The 18,905-nt window shown below is 42.0% G+C and carries 7 protein-coding genes; 4 read left to right on the top strand and 3 right to left on the bottom strand.

What is annotated here, in order from left to right; genetic code table 11:
* Positions 1 to 260: 260 nt before the first annotated feature.
* The 3 genes from BM100_RS13180 to BM100_RS13190 all read right to left on the bottom strand — a co-directional run bounded on the left by BM100_RS13180 (position 261) and on the right by BM100_RS13190 (position 6,485).
* Entirely contained in the window at positions 261 to 2,012 is a 1,752-nt protein-coding gene (locus BM100_RS13180; RefSeq protein ID WP_092511670.1) for an ABC-F family ATP-binding cassette domain-containing protein, read from the bottom strand.
* A gap of 574 nt (positions 2,013 to 2,586) precedes the next feature.
* Positions 2,587 to 3,684 (bottom strand): D-alanine--D-alanine ligase, encoded by a 1,098-nt coding sequence (gene ddlA, locus BM100_RS13185; protein WP_092511672.1) that lies wholly within the window; start codon positions 3,682 to 3,684, stop codon positions 2,587 to 2,589.
* Positions 3,685 to 4,580: 896 nt separating this feature from the next.
* Entirely contained in the window at positions 4,581 to 6,485 is a 1,905-nt protein-coding gene (locus tag BM100_RS13190) for a beta-ketoacyl synthase (RefSeq protein ID WP_092511674.1), read from the bottom strand.
* 123 nt (positions 6,486 to 6,608) lie between these two features.
* On the opposite strand from BM100_RS13190, the gene BM100_RS13195 reads away from it, so the two are divergent.
* The 4 genes from BM100_RS13195 (at position 6,609) to BM100_RS13210 (ending at position 18,904) form a co-directional block, all read left to right on the top strand.
* A complete protein-coding gene (locus BM100_RS13195) occupies positions 6,609 to 7,595 on the top strand; it encodes a GlxA family transcriptional regulator (protein WP_092511676.1) in 987 nt (328 codons plus the stop codon).
* Between the two features lie 834 nt (positions 7,596 to 8,429).
* On the top strand, positions 8,430 to 16,475 hold the full coding sequence (locus tag BM100_RS13200; protein ID WP_244590656.1) for an AMP-binding protein: 8,046 nt from the start codon (positions 8,430 to 8,432) through the stop codon (positions 16,473 to 16,475).
* Between the two features lie 507 nt (positions 16,476 to 16,982).
* A complete protein-coding gene (locus BM100_RS13205) occupies positions 16,983 to 17,831 on the top strand; it encodes a 3-hydroxyacyl-CoA dehydrogenase family protein (RefSeq protein ID WP_092511680.1) in 849 nt (282 codons plus the stop codon).
* An 11-nt stretch (positions 17,832 to 17,842) separates the two neighbouring features.
* On the top strand, positions 17,843 to 18,904 hold the full coding sequence (locus BM100_RS13210) for an HAD-IIIC family phosphatase (RefSeq protein WP_169924729.1): 1,062 nt from the start codon (positions 17,843 to 17,845) through the stop codon (positions 18,902 to 18,904).
* The last annotated feature ends 1 nt before the right edge of the window (position 18,905 follow it).

An 18,905-nucleotide genomic window follows, 5' to 3' on the forward strand; every position in this document is an offset into this window, starting at 1 on the left:
ATTCCGTATCATTAAAATTATTCGTGAATTTTAATGTCAGTGATTAGTTCTCCTTATTTTCTGCTTTGGGATATTAATTTGGTCTGCATATTGATTGTTATTCAGATTTAAGTCTATATTATTTTTTGTTTAATATGCCGTGTTATTTTATTCAGTGATATATTTTATTAAGCAATGGCAATTAATTTTATTAAACAATAAAAAAGATAATTATTAAGGTGATGCTTGCTATAAAGCAAACATCACCAAAAAATAACCCATTACAGGTTTAACTGGGACTGTATTTTTTCTATCTCCTCTGCCCATTGTTGTTGAAGGTGCGGCTTCTGGTGGGTGATCTTGCGTTTCAGATCAGCATCCAGTCTTTCTTCAAGGTGAAACAGGCGCTCCAGCAACTGTTCTTCCAGAGCCAATAAGGATGGCTGCAAGCCATTATTGGCCGTTTGAGATGTATAAGGGCCGTACTCTTCCTGTTTATTTTGCAGTTGGCTCATCTGCTCAATTTGTTGATAGATAGCCTCAACGTCGTGATACTCTTCCAACTGATTGTTATTGATAAACCAAAAACGCTGACAGCTATTTTCGATAAGCCAGCGATCGTGACTGACAACGAGCAATGCACCAGCGAATGTTGCAATTTGCTCACACAATGCCTCTTTACCTTCAATATCCAGATGGTTGGTCGGTTCATCCATCATAACCAACTCATATTTTGCCAGACTCAGCCCGACAAAAAGCAACCTTGAACGCTCACCGCCGCTGAGAGTTGCTACTTTTTGCTGATGGCGCGGATAAGCAAAACCTGCACCGATCAGCGCCATCTTGCGCTGTTCGTCAGTCAGTGGCGCGAATGATCGCAATGCATCTGTCAGAGTGTCGTTATCATGCAGTTGGTGTAGCTGCTGGTCGTAATAACCCGCGGCTATGGCTGGATGAAACTTGATTGCAGAGCTGTGGTGTATCTCTGAAAGATAAAGTTGCCACAACAGTTGCAAGAAGGTTGATTTACCACAACCATTGGCACCGATGATCGCTATGCGATCCCCACTTCTTACCTGATGAAAACGAGTGGTAAACAGTGGGGTGGCGTTGCCCGGTATCTTGATAGTTGCATGGTCAAGTTCAAGAACGCGGTCAGCCTGAATAGTCTGGCCGGTTAATGTCAACCGCCACTGATAACCTTCGGTCAGCGCTGTTTGTGTATCTTTCAGGTTCTGGATGTGTTTTTCCATCTGCTTGGCTTTGCGTGAAAAACTCTCGTTATCATAAACCTGTCCCCAGGTTGCAAGGCGTTTGGCACTGATAGTGATGCGATCAATCTCTTTTTGTTCAGATTGATTGCGATGTTCATCAGCCACATCTTTTTCTGCCAGTGCCTGACGGGCCTCAGAGCAGGGCAAGCGATAGAAATGGAGCGTTTTGTCGCGCAATATCCATGTGCAATTGGTGGTTTCATCAAGCAGGGTCTGGTCATGGGAAACCAGAATAAAACTCCCTTTCCAAGACTGAAGAAAATTGCGTAACCACCATAGCGTAGGTAAGTCCAGATGGTTACTTGGCTCATCCAGTAATAACAGATCAGGTTCTTGTATCAATGCCCTGCCCAATAACAGGCGCGTGTGCTGACCACCACTGAGCTGATTGACTGCCTGTGTCCACAGGGATTCAGAAAAGCCCAATTGTGTCAGTAAAACTTCCGCGCGCCAGCGTTCAGTCATGCGTTCGTCAGCCGGTAATTTTTGCAAAACGGCCTCAACCAATGGCTGGCTTTCCACTTCTTCTGGTAAATGCTGCTCGATATAGGCAGGCACACAGTGATTGGCGTAGTGAACAGTGCCAGAATTGGGCGCTAATTGCGCTGTCAGTAATTTTAATAACGTACTTTTTCCGCTGCCGTTATGGCCAATCAGACCGATGCGGTCACCCGCCTGAACAGTGAAAGAGACGTCATTCAATAAAGTTGTCGTTGAAGTGTCATAACAAATTGATTTTGCAGATAGTAATGTGCTCATGGCTTACTCATTTTTCAGGCATAAAAATGCCGGGTCAAGTCAGGCGACAACCCAGTAAGCTGAGGAAGGTTTGTTTTGGGTATCTTCGCTCAGGCAGGATTATCGCAGTGAAATACTGTGAAAGCCTGAGCTCTGGCGATTACCAAAGAAGTGTGAATATTCAATCAAATCACACAACAACATAATTAGCCTCCTTATTTTCTAGTTAGATTGAACAGTGCTGGCATCATAACAATGCCGTTTGCAATAAGCAAAAGTATAAAACGTCAACAAAATCCTTTGCCGTTTCGATGTTGATGTATTGGGTAATGCGGCGGTCAATTTTGCACTGCTGGGCGGCATATTTTGCCCTCATTGGCATGAGAGTTATTCCGCTATAAAGCGCAGTGCAAAATAAAACAACGCATTAAGATCAGGCTGTCCCCGGCGCGTTAACCGTTAATTTACTGCCCGGTCAAAACGATATTGCCCAACCTGCTGGCTTTAACGGAATTAAAATTGAGGTTGGGTTAGTCGTGCAGAAGAGGGATTTTTCGAAAGAATGGCTGGCAACAGCCATCATTTTCACAATCAGTTAGAATACTGAACTCTTTAGCTGCATTTCGTTTCGGTGGTGTTCTATCGCTAGCTCAATAAGCCGGGTGATTAGATTTGTATAGTTAATGCCACTGGCTTCCCAGAGTTTTGGATACATGCTGATGCTGGTAAATCCCGGCAGAGTGTTAACTTCATTAATCACAATTTGCTTGTCTTCAGTCATAAACACATCCACACGAGCCATGCCAGCACACTCAAGCACCTCAAATGCTTTTAAGGCGACACTCCGTACTTGCTCGCTGGCGTCCTGACTTATCTGGGCAGGTATAGCTAGCTTTGCACCTTCACTTTCGATGTATTTGGTTTGATAAGAATAGAAGCCGTTGCTCAGTACAATTTCTCCGCATACACTTGCTTCAGGATATTCATTACCCAGTACCGCACACTCAATTTCTCTTCCAACAATGGCTTTCTCTATTAGCAGTTTGTTGTCAAAGGTGAAGGCGAGATCAAGTGCTATTTCAAACTCTTCTGGCGTCGTTACTTTGCTGACACCGACAGAAGAACCTTGGTTAGCCGGTTTTATGAATACTGGCATGCCTAGTTGCGCCTGAACTGTTTCAAAGCTCAGTTCGTGGCGTTTATGGCGGTTAAGACATATGAAAGGTGCCACTGCCAGCCCTGCATCGCGAAGCAGGCGTTTAGCCACATCTTTATCCATACATACGGCAGAACCAAGTACCCCGGAACCAACGAAAGGGAGATTAGCCATACGAAGCAATCCTTGCAATGAACCATCTTCCCCCTGTGTGCCGTGCACGATAGGGAAAATCACATCTAATTGTGAAAGCAATTGGGCATTGCTAGATTCGATCAGCTGGTTTTGTTGCTGTCCTGGGACAAGTGCAACGTGCTTTCCTGACTGATTTAATGCAATAAGAGAGGGATTATCAGCATTGAGCAAGAATCCGGAAGTTTCGTTAAGATGCCACACGCCTTCTTTGTCTATACCAATAAGGGACACATCAAACTTTTCTTTATCTATAGCATCAAGGATATTTTTTGCTGATTGGAGAGAGACTTCATGCTCGGAAGATTTCCCTCCAAAAAAGAGTCCCACATGGGTTTTGGACATCTGAATATCTCCAGCGAATTTGAGAGAAGATAAAATTAATAATAACAACCAGAAAGGTTGCTTTCTGATGAGTTTAGCAAGCTTTTGAAGTGTTCGGAATTACCTTACCGTTCATTATTGGCTAATTTGTGCAATTATTCGGTAAAAGTTAGCCTAACCTCTTGTGGACAGCCAATTTCTCACATTGCTAAAGGTATCATGAATGGGCATCTCATGGGGAAAATCAGAAAAATTGCTTGCACTTATCTTCTTAGGATTTTTTGTATTCTTCAATGGCAATAAAGTGCTCACACCACAGATAATTGCACAAATTCATACTATGAAAATGTTAATGAAATAATGCTGGCTAGCCCGATTAAGCTAAGGATAAATGAAATGCCCAAAGGCGTTGCTAAACGTCAACAGGGTTCTGTTGACGTTTTAATACTAGCCATTTTATGGTTAACCATAAAATTCATATCAATATCTATAATATTGAACACCATTTATATCCTATTAACTCCAAGTTGCAGGAAGCAACGTATTATCATCCCGCGTCGCGGGATGATAATACGTGCACATTGAAGTACGACGCGTATAGTTCTTGATGTTTTTTCTATTTTAAAATGACCATCAGGAAATAGGATAATGATATCACTAATTCCTTTTATTCCCGTTTTTATGGCCGAAAAATTATATTTTCCTAATGGAGATGAATTGCATGCATCTTCATCTCCAGTTTTCTTGTATCATTCTACGCTATCATATGAAAAAAATATTTTTCCTTCGTGGTTAAATTGAGCCATCTTGATTTTCCACTTGTCGTTATAATCAGTTGCAAGGCAAGCAATCTCTTATTTTTTTATCTTTCCCACAGGGAGTAAGGATGTGCAAAATAAATGTTAGAATATCATTTATTAACACATATCTTTAAAAGGATTAGTCTTTGACAAAACAATAGGTAATTCGTAGCCTGGCAAATAAATTTCCTCTTCGTTTATATTAATGTCTTCTTCATTTATCACATTCTCGCCAAATCTATATATTAAATCAAACTCACCTGAGTTAGCTTTTTTACTGTAATTAGCTTGGTTTGCTTTAATCTTAAGATTTTTAGCATAATAAGATTTAACAGCTTCGATACCATGACGTTTAGTAATCATGCCAAGTGCCACGCTTGGAGACAAAAGTGGGGCAGTTGCATTATTGCCGCCAAATCCTTTCGAGTTGACAAAGGCTATGTCAATTGCCTCGGTATGATAGTTCGATGTTCTAATGTCAAGGTGCTCTGCATAAACGTCATCGGCGACTTTTTTTATCGTAGTGATACCAGGAATGATATTGTGGCTGAATATACCAAGCGCGACTGCTAATTGATCACCGCTTGACGCGGCTAAAGTATGGCCTACATAAGCTTTTGGGGCAGTGATTTTCCAATTTGAAATACGAAACGCTTTTGCGACAGAGTCATAGACTTGTGATTCAGTCACTCGATTTTGTGGTGTACTTGAACCGTGTGCAATAATACAGCTCCGAGTTCGAACAGAATCTTTGCTGGTGATGTTGGCTGCCAATGATACAGCCTTAGTCATGGTAATATAATTACCCGCTCCCGGGGCAGTAATGGACTTTTTAATCCCATCCGCATTTATAAAAACATCAGGGACAGCAGCCATGATATGTGCTCCCAAAGAAATAGCTAAAGCATCATCCATCAGCACGATAAATTGAGCACTTTCACCTATTGTAAAGCCGCAATTATTGCCAAATGGTCGGCTTATTCGACTTAAATCTATATTTGCTTCATCCACACCGTCTAACTTTTTAAGACTATCAAGGTCCGCCAAAGCACCCATATTCGCAAAGCCCTCGATAATTTCTGGCGTGATTGAACAGTCTGCACTTCCCACAATAGCGACGCGAGTACGTCCTCCTTGTATATCATTGACTGCAGCTTTCAAATTATAAAGAAATGTTGCACATGCACCCGTCGTTGAAAAAGTGGTGCCTACACTTCCAAGAACATAGGCATTTATAAAGTCTGTAGACATAGAATTTAGCCCTAATGCTAAATTCTTACTATTGCTTCTCTCACCTCTGAGACGACTTCCCATTACCCCGCCAAACCCTTCCTTTTGCATTTGACCCGTTAGGGAAGCTGAGTAAGTACCAATTTTGTCTGGTTCGACCAAAGCGAGAACTTCGTCCCAATCTAACCCACATGATTTCATAGCATCAGTAGCTGCAAAAATAGTCGCTTGTAACCCTCGGGGGTGGCTACGGCTTTTATATAATTTTTCGAGTTCAAACCCCTTGGGCAATTGGCCGGCAGCTTTAATTCTATTGTCCAAATAAGCATCGTGCATGACACAAAGATCGCCGTGTATTGTAACTTCCACTCGATTATTTTCGAGCGAAATAACTTCCCAATTCCGGGGCACCGGCGTAGGCAAAGAAGAAGTTTCAGTTTCAAAAACCAACCTATTCCCTTTTTTCGCGCTGAGTGTCATCTTTTTCTGCCAGTGTGTGGCATCTACATCAAAATGAGACTTATCTATTTTACGAATCAACGTTCCTTGCAATATTTCTTCACCATACTTGGATTCAATTTCATGCAACATGATTGGTTGACCTTCATGATCGATAAAGCCATTTTCACCAATTGAAACTAAGTTCATTAACGTCGCGAGGCCCCAAAAAGTCTCTTGGCGCGCTTCTTGGCTTAATTTATCAATAACAATACGACGAAATCCTTGATGAAATGACGTTCTCCCAGCAGCGTTTATACCACCAGCGCCAACAATAACGGGCAAAGCAAGCATATGACTTTCATTCCTATGAAAACTGACTAGTTGATGAAGATTCTAATTCAATTTAAAATGTTCCATTATGAAAAAAAAGCCAATGTTTTATATTTTTGGGCCAATTAATATAATTGATAATATATGAAAATAAAAAATGTACACATTGTTATTTTTCCTAATCTCCTGACTAGCAGCATTACCTTACCTATTGAAATGCTTCATGCTGGTTTAGCTTCATCACAAATAGAAAATAAAAGAAATAATATCAATGTTAATTATATCTCAGACAAGGGTTATGATATTTCATTGTATGAAAACTTTAATATTAAGGCAGATTCATCTGCTGACTCTGCCTCCTATGCAGATTTAATAATTGTTCCCAGTATTTGGCGAAACCCAAGGCCTATTATAAAAAAAAGTAAGGATATCTTGAGCTATTTATTAAATCAGTGGGAAAATGGAGCAACAATAGTTGCTGTTGGTACTGGAGTATGTTTGTTAGCGGAATCAGGTCTATTAGATGGCCTCGCTGCAACGACGCATTGGCATTACTCCAAACAATTTAAAAAAGACTATCCCAAGGTAAACTTAAAGTCAGAATTTTTCATTACTCAATCAAATAGAATTTACTGTGCAGCTAGCCTCAATGCACTGGCAGATGTTATGGTTCATTTAGTTTCTCTTCTTTATGGCAATAAAGCGGCCAAAAATGTACAACGCAATTTTTCTCATGAAATACGCCGGCCATACGAAGAACAACGGTACCTCGACGGTGCAGTAGATAGACACCCAGATGAGTTAATAAGCGATATTCAATCTTGGTTAAAAGATAATATTAAAGAAGACATGAATCTTAATAAACTGGCCGCTTACTTTGCTATTTCGCCACGGACATTGACACGACGATTCAAAAGCTCTACAGGAGTATCTACTAAAAAATATATACAAGAGATACGGTTAGATATGGCAAAAGATCTTCTTGCCAAGACTAATTTAACGGTACATGAAATATCTGTATCAGCCGGATATGAGAGCCAAGCTTACCTTAGTAAAGTGTTCAAGCAACATTTTGATTTAAGTCCGACAGAATATCGACACATGGTCCGAAAGAAGCTATTTACACTTTAATCAAAGCATCATGACTGTGATTTTTATTAGTCATGCGGCAGATGTAATTAGCGATGATAATCATCCAGCCAAAAATAAATTTTGGTTTATGTTTTCTTTTCACCTTTCCCTTCCTGAAAAAGAGCCAATGAGAATAAAAGTGGGTTAATTTGGTATTACCTCTAAAAATTAATTATTTAAACTACTGATGCCCACTCATCTATTTAATATAAGGGATATTAAAGCAATAACTGTCTCAGTTGAAATTATTAATGAAATTTTAATATTTCTTTCATTTAATGTTTCCAATGTTATTTGTTATGCTGAAATTTTAATTTATCCGTGTTTTCCTGATGTTATTTTTGGGTTTATTTGATTTCGCCTTACATTATTTTATATGTGTTATGGTATCCAAATGGTATTTTAAGTGTTTTTTTAATTTTATTCGTTAATCGATAGTTAATGTTATTGTGAGATTAAAATTATTACGCTTTAATAAGGTGAAGCATACATTTATTATTAAGCTCAAGCGCAAAAAGGCTGTGATAATCTTGCTTTATTTAGCTTAATAGGTTTTTTGTTATTTAATATATTTTGTTAATAGGGTGTGATTTATTGATTGAAATAAATGCATCCAACCCCAGTGATGCTGTTTTTTATTCCATTGTTATGAATTTTATTAATTAACTATCTTGAGAAAGAAGTCATGAAAAATGGTTGAATTTAATTGACTGTTTTATGAATTATTTTTTATATATTTTTAATTTTCCTAATAAATGAAATTTCTCCCTGCATAGGTAGTGTCTGCTCTTCACTAAAACGAGTATTTAAACCATGAAGAAGGCGATTTTTGAGTTGTCAAGATCACAGCAAGCTGTTTTCAAAATGGAAGCGTTTCATCTGACTGGCTGTCCATTTTATTTAGGTGTTGCAGTGCGTTTAAATGGGAATATTCCTCTGGATGGGCTTGTGCGGGCAGCCGAAGCCGTTCGGAACTCAATGGATATATTTCATATCGGTTTTGAGTCTGATGATGTGGAAGGAAGTGATTTGGCAACACATTGGCATGGTATCCGCCGCTTAACTCCCCATTCCGAAGTAATACAAGTCAATTTCAGCAACTACCCGGACTCTAAACAGGCTTTCGAGCGTTGGGCAGACCGCCAGATGTTGATAAAAGAAGATTTGTCACTGACTCCGGTGCGGGTTTTTGCCGTGCATTTTGAACAAGGGCAAACAGGATGGTTTATTAAGGCTCATCATGCCGCTATGGATGGGGAGGGATTTTCAGTACTGATTGAACATTTGATGATGGCTTTGGCAAAAGAAGAGCCGGATACAGAACCTCTTTTATTCTCGGTCCATGCAGAAGGGGAAAAGAATTATGAACACTCCCGGCGCATGCAACGAGATGAAACATATTGGCGGAGTATTTTTAGTGACAGCGCCATTAACAGCGGCGGCTCTGATGGGCAGGAACCTGATGGCTCGGAATCATCTCATGCCAACAAAATATCGTGCCGTTACCCGATAGGCGACTATCGCACATTAACGCCCCGATCCAAGCGAGTACATTACAAACTGAGCAAAACCCACAACGATACGTTGCGTCAGTTTAAAAAATCGGGCGGTTCTATTTTCAGATTGTTTTTCGCTGCTGTTGCCTATACGCAAATGGTCATTGAAGATGGCAATGGGGTTTTATTACAGGCACCAATGCTCAATCGTTGGAGTAGTGAAGAGAAACGTTCTGCTGCTATGGCAGTAGCCCCTGTTTTAATTCCCGTGTTTCGTGAAGCGGGTGAGGGCGTGGTAGGTTGCTATCATGCTCTCAAACAACGTTTGCAAAAAGCGGTCGCTCATTCACGTTATGCGCCAGGCGCTCGCTGGAGCAAGTTTGCGTCACAGGATTGGAAGAAAATGATTCCCGCTTTTGGTGTTTCTTACCAAACCGGCATATTTCGGAAAAATGTTTTAGGTGCCGACGTTTCGATTGAACACATGCAGGCAGTAGAGGCACTTTTCGCGACAATACATATCCACGATCGCTTTGAAGAAGGGGATTTTAAACTTGAAGCAGATTTCCGCCGGATATGGACATTAGCGCAGTGTCACGAATTTTTACGCATGGTTACCGATTATGCAATGGAAGCGGCCTGCGCAGTATTAAAACAGCAAGAAACAGAGCAACAAGAAGCGGAACAGAAACCCTCAATTAAAAACAAGCCAGAAACCGCTTTTTGGGAAGCGCCTTCAATAATACCTGCAATGCCAATTGGCGTTCATTTATACCATGCGTTTGAGCGTTATGCTGAGAACCTGTTATTCAAGCAGGCAGCTGATGTTGTGACCTATCGTCAGGGTTGGCACTGGATTAACCAATTCAGGTTAAAGTTGCGTGATAAGCTCAATGAACATGATACACACGGCCCGGTCTTCATTGTGGGCAGACGTACCCCTGAGATCACCCTCGCTTATCTGGCATGCCTGATTGAAAATATTACCGTAGTGCCCGTTTGCCCTACGATGCCTGTAGCCAGATTATCGGTAATTGCCCGTAATTCTGGGGCCGCTCTTTGCATTTATACGGAGGCTGACAGCAATATTGCAGAAAGCTTGGATTTGCCTTTATTGCCGCTTTCCTTAAGTAAGGTAGAGTTGGGTAAAACAGGGGCTGAAATTGTATCAAGTTCAGAAAATGGAACAGCATCTGCCCACGATAATCCTGCTTATATTTTGTATACCTCTGGCTCGACAGGAGAGCCTAAAGGTGTGGTGATTTCTCCAATTGCTCTGGCAAACTATGCCCTTGCAGCGAAAGAGGCTTATACTGCTGAAACACCTTTTAATGCGCCTTTATTTACATCCTTTGGTTTCGACTTAACACAAACAACGCTTCTGCTGCCTGTTTTATCAGGTGGTTTCATTCAGGCTCATGAACAAGATATTCGTGATAATCCTGAATTGCTGCAAACCCTGCTCGCTGACGAGTCATTAACCGGCGTTAAATGCACGCCTTCGCACCTTGCATTGCTGATTGAAAACAGTTCGGTGCGCAGTAATCCGTTAACGTTTATTGTTGGCGGAGAAAACTTATCTACTTCTCTGGTAAAGAAAGCCCTCAATTATTTTCCGGCGGGCAGCAAAGTGATAAATGAATATGGGCCAACGGAAACCACTGTCGGGTGCTGCATTTATTCGGCCAGCAGAGAGAAAAAAGAAGAAAGAGAAGAAAGTCATCTCGGCAGAAACGATACAATAAATACGGCGGTGATGCCGATTGGCCAGGCACTGGGCAAAGCTGAGATAGCAATCAAAGATTCGTGGGGGCAAACAGTGCCCCGAGGGTTTAAAGGCGAGATCTGGATTGGAGGCCCTGTACTGGCTGACGGATATCTCAACAATGCTGCCCAGACAACCGAAAAATTTATACACGGTGTTGATGGCGTGAGTCGCTGGTATCGCACTGGTGACTTGGGGCTATTGGATGAACAAGGTGTATTCCATTGCCTTGGACGTATTGATGATGAATTTAAGGTACGTGGCTATCGAATTCATCCGGCGGAAATAGAGAAAGCGGTCGAGGATGTGCTGGTCAGTTTTGATGAGAATAACAGCGACAGTTGGAAATTGAAGGCGCTGAAATTGACCGTTGATGAAATGGATGGCGTTGAAAAATATGAAACCATTGCTTTGTGCAGCAGCCAACCTCTATCCCATGATAATCCTGAATTTCAACTTCGTTTGAAAGCAAAAATCCCGGATGCTTGGATGCCAACTTTGTATTGCACTGTACAACCCTGGCCGATTAATGCCAACGGTAAGGTTGATACAGGCGCCTTAACGGTTGCAGCTAAAACACAATTGATGGAAAACGGTTCTGCATTGCTTGGTTCGGTAAATGAACAAGGGCAGAAAGTAACGGGCAGCTATCAGCTTCCGGTCTGGTTGAATGAAGCGTTCCTTAAACCTATCTGGCCACAATCTGTTGATTTCACTACTTCGTTTTTGGAACAGGGTGGGGATTCGATCAAAGCCATCAGGCTTGTTGCACTGTTAAGCAGAGAAGGTATCCGAATCAGTGCAAGTGAATTGCTGACGCTGAATTCCCTGGGCGCTGTACTTGAAAAGGCCTGTATTGAACAGTTGGAAAAAGACACCGCTGATTCGGCAATATCGGCAGAAATAGAAGCAAGCTGGATTAAGCATTTACCCAGCATCAGTTGGTTCCGGCAACAAAATTTTAAATATAGCAATCGGTTGCAACAGGGAATGGTACTCGAATTGAAACCGGGCCTTTCTGCTGAGGAAATCAATGCAGCGATTTCAGCGGTTAAAGCAAAGCATAAGATTTTTTCCCTGAGAGCAAATCAGGCGCTGACTGAATTCTATTTCGAGCCGTTAAAAGCGGGCAGTGAAACGCTGATAGAACGAGAAACGCTGGCCTCCGGTGAATCGCTTGCAGACTATCTGAATCAACTTCAAAATTTGGTGAGTCTGGAAACCCAACCCAGTGTACACGCCGTCGTATTTGATGCAGTTTCACAAAAAAATTATCTGATTTGGGTCTGTCATCACCTTATTTGTGATGTTCACTCATGGATTTTCTTATTGGATGAACTGGATCAAGCCATCCAGCCTATTACATCCCGACACAACACAGCACACGATACAGAAAAGGAAACAGTCGAAGAACAAGGTGCCTTCCTGTGGGGGAAATGGTTAAGTGAATATACGTCTGGTACGGACAGTTTGCCATGTAGTGACACCATCCATCATCCTGCGGCTGTTCCTGTGACATTGGCATTGTCAATTTGTAGCCGTGATTTTAAGTTGATTGAACAACGCCTTAAAGCTGAACGTTCGCAATTGATTGTGTCTGCGTTGATGGCGGTTATGCAGGATAACGGAACATTGCCTTCACAGCCTGTCGTCTTGCTAGAAAATCATGGCCGCCTATTCTCTGAAGCCCAAATACCGGCTGGCTGGAATGCTGAAATGGCGAGTGCGGTGGGATGGTTTACCGGTTTTAATCAGTTAGCGCTTGATGTGCCGGTAGACCCATCTGTGCCAAATTCCCAAACAGCTTTTTTACGGATTTTAAAGTCGGGCCTGTATCAAGCTAACCAAAGCTGGACAGCGCAACTCGGCCTGAATAACACCGTAAAACGCCCATTGATTTGCGTCAACGATATTGGTTTCGGGTTGGATGGCAGCAGGACGTGGGGCCATTTCAGTTTGGAGCAAACGTTGTCGGGTGGGTTCCGGCATCCGGAAGAAAAGAGTACGGCTGACTTTGACATTCTGATCCGTGATTGTCTTGAGTCTGGCGGTGTATTGGTTGAATTGCAGTTGGGTACGCCTGACGCTGACAGCGATAACGCTCATCATTACTTAGCACAGTTGAATGAGAAGTTATTGGCTTGGTGTGACGCCCAAAATAATGCATTGCGAGATCCACCGGTTGAACATCATTTGGAACAACCTTTGATTCCGGCTGATTTTCCGCTTTGCCAGCTTGCTCAATCGGAATTTGATCCCCTTGTTCAGGGTGTTTTGAAAACGGCGATTGATTCAACAAATACGGCGTTCGACAATAACTACCTTGAAGAATTGCTGGAAGCAACACCCCAGGCGAATGGGTTGCTGTTTCACGCTTTAAAAGATGGGAATAGCGCTTATCACATTGGCGTGGCATTCAGTGTGAAAGTGAATATCGATGAAAAAGCGCTGCTTGAGGTATGGCAGCAAATACAGCAATCGCAACCTGCTTTAAGGTCGATTTTTGTCTGGGAAGGTATTCGCACTCCCCATCAGGTTATCTATGCTTTGCCCCGCATTCCGTTCGAATATGTCCGGGTTGATTCAACAACACCGCATCTGCCCTGCAAGCAGCGTTGCCTCGATTGGCTGGCAGACTCCAAGGCCACACCATTTGAATTGAATAAAGAAGTCTTTCGTATTGTCGGGTTCCATGATGTCAATGCAGGAACATTAAGTCTGGCTTTCTCTTTCCACCATATTCTGATGGATGGTTGGAGCAGCTCGTTGCTGATTTCCCTGTGGTTACAAGGATTGCGTCAGCAAAAGATTGTGCCTTTGGATGCACGGAATTATTCACAGCAACTTTGGCAAGGGTTAAGTCCGGAAGCGTTGATGCACAGTCGTGAATACTGGCAGGACGTTTTTCAGCACCTGCCTAGCGGAGACGCGTCTGCAACAACAAAATTACTGGCAGAACCTTTGTTCAGGGCCGATGAGCAGGATCACGCGGCAAGAAACACAAATGCAAGGCTCTGCGTAAACAGTTTATGGTGCGAGGAGCGCAGAATCGCGATCGAGACACTTTGTCATCGTGCGGGAGTGACCCCGGCCAGTTTCATTTACCTGTGTTGGGCATTGACACTGGCTAAGTTCACATTTCAGAAAACGGTTACATTGGGATGCACGTTCTCCGGCAGAGGAAGGGCGTTGACACAAGGTGTCGATCGTCAGCCTTTAGGCTTATTCATTAATACTGTTCCCCTGATCCTGACACTTGAAGGCCAGTGGGATACTGAAGCCGCGTTGCGTTCCGTTTTTCAGGCGTTACAACAGGCGCAACAATATGAAAAAACGCCGCCTTTATTAGTCCGTGAGGAAGCGGGAATAAACGATGAACTGTATGATTCCATTGTTGTTTTTGATAACTATCCGATTGATGCGACATTAAAGGATGCCAACTGTGGTGCATTTCTGACGGATTTACACAGCGAAGAAACGACACATTTTGGTTTGACATTAACGGTATCCGGCACGGAACAATGGCTGGTGGAATTAAGTACCGGAGAGATGTTTAAGGGCGCGTTGGATTCAGTAAAAACCGCGTTTAATGCCTTTGAATCCTTGGCAGAAGATCTGATTGACAACACGGCAGGGACATTGATTGAAGATCTCTTTTTAAAGCTGAATGCAAAAGACCCGGAAGAAACCTCGTTAAGCATCGGAGAGATCAAGGAATCCATGCCGGATATTAATTCGCTGCTGGCAGGCATTTATCAACGCCTTGACGGGGAGCCTCAGGAAGTCAGTTTGATCGACGGGCAGTATGCAATCAGCAATTGTGAATTATTGAAGGCAATGGGTGCAGTACAGGAGCGACTACGCTCATCGGGCTTTATTCCCGGTGATCGCGTGGCAGTTCATCTTGAGAAAGGCTTTTTATCGACTCAAGCCATACTGGCGATCGTGTTCAGTGGTGGCAGTTATTGCTATATCAATCCGAAAGATCCCTTGCAACGCAAGAAAAAATTGCTGGAGTTGGCGAATTGCAACATGGTGTTGTGTGGGACTGCGTTTAATCAGGAAATCGGTACAGAGACAAATTATTTATTGCTGGATATTGAGGACAATATTTTACAGCCAACGGAAGACAAACCCACTGTATGGCTTAACCGGCAACCTGAAGATGAATTCTATTTCATTTTTACCTCAGGAACGACGGGGACCCCGAAGGGAATTTCTATTCGCAATGAGTCAGTAGCCAACCTGTTGGATTGGTTCATTGAAGAAACGGCGCTGACCGCGGCTGATAAAGTGCTTGGGCTGACTGATTTGAATTTCGATCCCAGCGTAGAAGATTTGTTTGCAAGTTTTGTGGTTGGCGCGACGTTAATTTATCCCTCTCCTGAAGTCTTGCTGGAGAGACAAGCGTTCATTAACGTGGTGCAATCCGCATCCATCACCTTAATCAACTTTATTCCCGGGGCCATCTCGCAGCTTATTCAAGACGCTCCCTTCTTCCCGTCCATGAGATTGTGGATATTTGGCGGTGAAGAATTACCTCAGCGTCTTAGGGATGATTTGCTGCGGCAAGGATATGCGGTAAGCAATCATTATGGCCCGAGTGAGACAACGGTGGATTGCCTGAGTGCCAAACAATCCTTGGCGGCAGAAGTTGCCATTGGGCGGCCAATTCAAAATGTTATCGCTTACTGTGCCGATATCTTTGGGCAACCATTGCCTGCCAATGTCCGGGGTGAACTTTGGGTAGGAGGCAGGGCAGTGGCCCGTGGCTACATGACTAACCCCGTTGAAACTGCCAAGTATTTTGTTAAGCCGGAACATTTGGCGCACTACAGCCAGCATCCTTTTTATCGTACTGGCGATATGGTGACTTTTTCCGCTGAAACAGGTTTTCACTATCTGGGGCGAATTGATGATCAGATAAAAGTAAACGGTGTCCGCATAGAGCCTCGTGAATTAGAGCGAGTGGTTGAGACACTGGCGGCGGTGAAATCAAGCTGCTTATTGCCTGCCACGACATCGAAAGGAAAACGCCAGTGGCATCTTTTTGTCGATAGCATGGAACAGCCTGCACTGTTGGAAACTCGGGTGAGGGAGCATATCCGGCGTCATTTCCCCGATGCCTGGCTCCCTTCACTGATTGTGGTTGTCGATGGGTTTAAACGTACCATTACCGGTAAGATTGATCGTCAGAGTTTACAGGAACATGCGCTGCAACAATTGCAAGTAAAACCCGTTGAAGATCACCTGTTGCTGGCTGATCCGGCGGCGATAAAAGTGCGGGCGATTTGGCAGGAAGTCCTCGAAAATGAAAGAGTGGGAACAGAAACGAATTTCTTTGAAGCCGGTGGCAACTCGATAAAGATAATTACATTGCAGTCTCTGTTGCAGCAGGCATTCAATCGTGAAATTCGAGTCACCACTTTATTTGAACATCCGACTATTGCCTCTTTTACAAACTGGATTAAACAGGGCCAGTCATCATGCGGGCAAGCAAGTGGCGCGGAATTGGCATCCGCATCGGATAAAGTGTCTTCCCAAGCACATTTACAACGTTCGCTCCAATCAGGAAAAAGCAGATTGGCTGACAGACGACGTAAATCCACCGGGAACTAAGGCGAACTCACTTAACGAATAAAGCCAGACTTTTTCAGACGGTGTGGATGAGGCTGGCTTTTGCTGAAAAAGCATTAATGAAGAGAATTTCAAATACAACTATTGGGAATAGTTATTTTGTCTATAAACAATCGAGGCTCATAATAAATATTAGTTATCATATAGGAAATAATGATATGTGTTTGTGAATTTTAAATTGGCGCTTATTTCTTTTTGCTTGATAAAATGAGTTTGCATCTTTTTCTATTGTGTTAATTCTAAAGAATTAACAGGGTTGGTATTTTGTTAAAAATAAGTTGTTACATTCGTAACATATACTTTTGAAATTAAAGATATATAGGCTGTTTGAATTGTCCAAGTTTTTTGTAGAAAAAATTGAGATTTTTTTGAATGGTTTTAAGGCCGTTACTTAAGGGCGGTAGCGTACTTAAATAACACTCATGAAGTAGAGTATCATTTGTTTTTTCTACGACCTAATTTTCAATTCATTAAAAATGGAGGCTGTCGTTGAAAATATCAATTATTGGTGCTGGTGTTATGGGGCTGGATACGGCAATAACATGCGCTGCATACGGTCATAATATATTGCTTATAGATACATCTTCAGATGTTCTGGCTAACCTTGATGCAAGAATGTCACGTGAATTCCGTTCATACCGAATGCTGAGTCCTGAATTCAAGGCCCTGAATTTGGCAGAATTGAAAAATAGAATTCAATTTGATTCGTCTTATAAAGAAATTGAAGGCAGTGATTGGATTATTGAGAATGTGACTGAAGACTGGTCTATTAAACAGAATGTTTATGAAGTGATAACACAGTACGTTAAACCTGAAACTTATGTTGCTGCAAATACAAGTTGTATATCTATCACAAAAATAGCTTCTGTTTTACCGTTCCCCCAAAATGTATTGGGATTACATTTTATGAACCCAGTACCGATTAAAAAATGCGTTGAAGTCATCCAAGGTTTTCATACTTCCAAACAGACATTAAATGATGCAAAAAAATTCTTACAGGGAATAGGAAAAAATCCGGTTGTTGTGGAAGATTTTCCTGGATTCGTTTCAAATCGGCTTTCTCATTTATTCATGAACGAAGCGGCATTTCTTGTACAGGATAATGTGGCAAGCCCGCAAGATATCGATCGTATTTTCAAAGAAGGGTATGGCCATGCGATGGGGCCACTGGAAACCGCAGATTTGATTGGTTTGGATACCGTTGTTAATTCTTTGCACGTTCTTTATGAAAGCTATCAAGATCCGAAATACCGCTGTTGTCCTCTGTTAAAGAAAATGGTGGAAGCGGGAAATCTGGGCAGAAAAAGTGGTAAAGGATTTTTCAATTATAAAAATTAGGAATATTGATGATGGACGATTTAATCAATAATCAGGTAAACAGCGAAACACCGGTAAAATGCATCATTTGGGATTTGGACAATACATTATGGGATGGTGTGCTTTCTGAAGGTGATGATATTAAATTAAAGCCAGGAATAGAAAAAATTATCGACCAATTGGACCAAATGGGTATTTTGCAATCCATTGCCAGCCGGAATGAAGCCTTTGATGCCCTGGATATGCTGGAAAAATTCAATTTAAAGCATTATTTCATTTATCCCCAAATTCACTGGGGAGCCAAATCCGCCTCCATTGAAAACATCCAGAAAAACTTAAACATAGCCGCAGATACTTTTATTTTTGTTGATGACCAACCTTTAGAACGAGATGAAGTTAAGGCTAAATTTCCGGAAGTGACATGCATTGATGCTGTGGAATATCAATCAATACTGAACTTGCCCCGAATTGCCAACATGGAAATATCGGATGATGCAAAATTAAGGAGGCAGAGATATCAGGAAGATATCTTGCGGAAAGAAGAAGAAGAGGAATTTATCGGCACTTCTGAAGAATTTCTTAGCCAACTTGATATGAAGTTTTATATTTCCAAAGCCAAATCAGAAGATCTCCTGCGAGCAGAAGAGCTGACGCAAAGAACGAATCAACTTAATTCAACCGGTATTACTTATAGCAGAGAACGGCTTAATGAATTAATTAATTCAGATGAATACGGTGTATTTGTTTTTGAGTTGGTCGATAAATATGGCTCTTATGGCAAAATAGGATTGGCATTAGTTCAATACAAAGGAGAGGTTGATTATATTAAATTGCTGCTAATGTCTTGCAGAACTTTGTCCCGTGGCGTTGGAAGTATTGCATTGAATTATATTATGCAGCAGGCGAAAGCAAAATCGCACAAATTGTATGCTGAATTTAAACGCACACCCCGAAATCGGCAGATGTTTGTTACTTATCAATTTGCGGGCTTTAAAGAAATAGAAAAACTGGCAGATGAAACAATTATTTTTGAGCATGAATTAAAGAATGTACCTGATTTTCCTTACTATGTTGATGTGATTATAAATAACTAGG

Source organism: Xenorhabdus mauleonii (genome assembly GCF_900113945.1).
Taxonomy (GTDB): Bacteria; Pseudomonadota; Gammaproteobacteria; order Enterobacterales; family Enterobacteriaceae; genus Xenorhabdus; species Xenorhabdus mauleonii.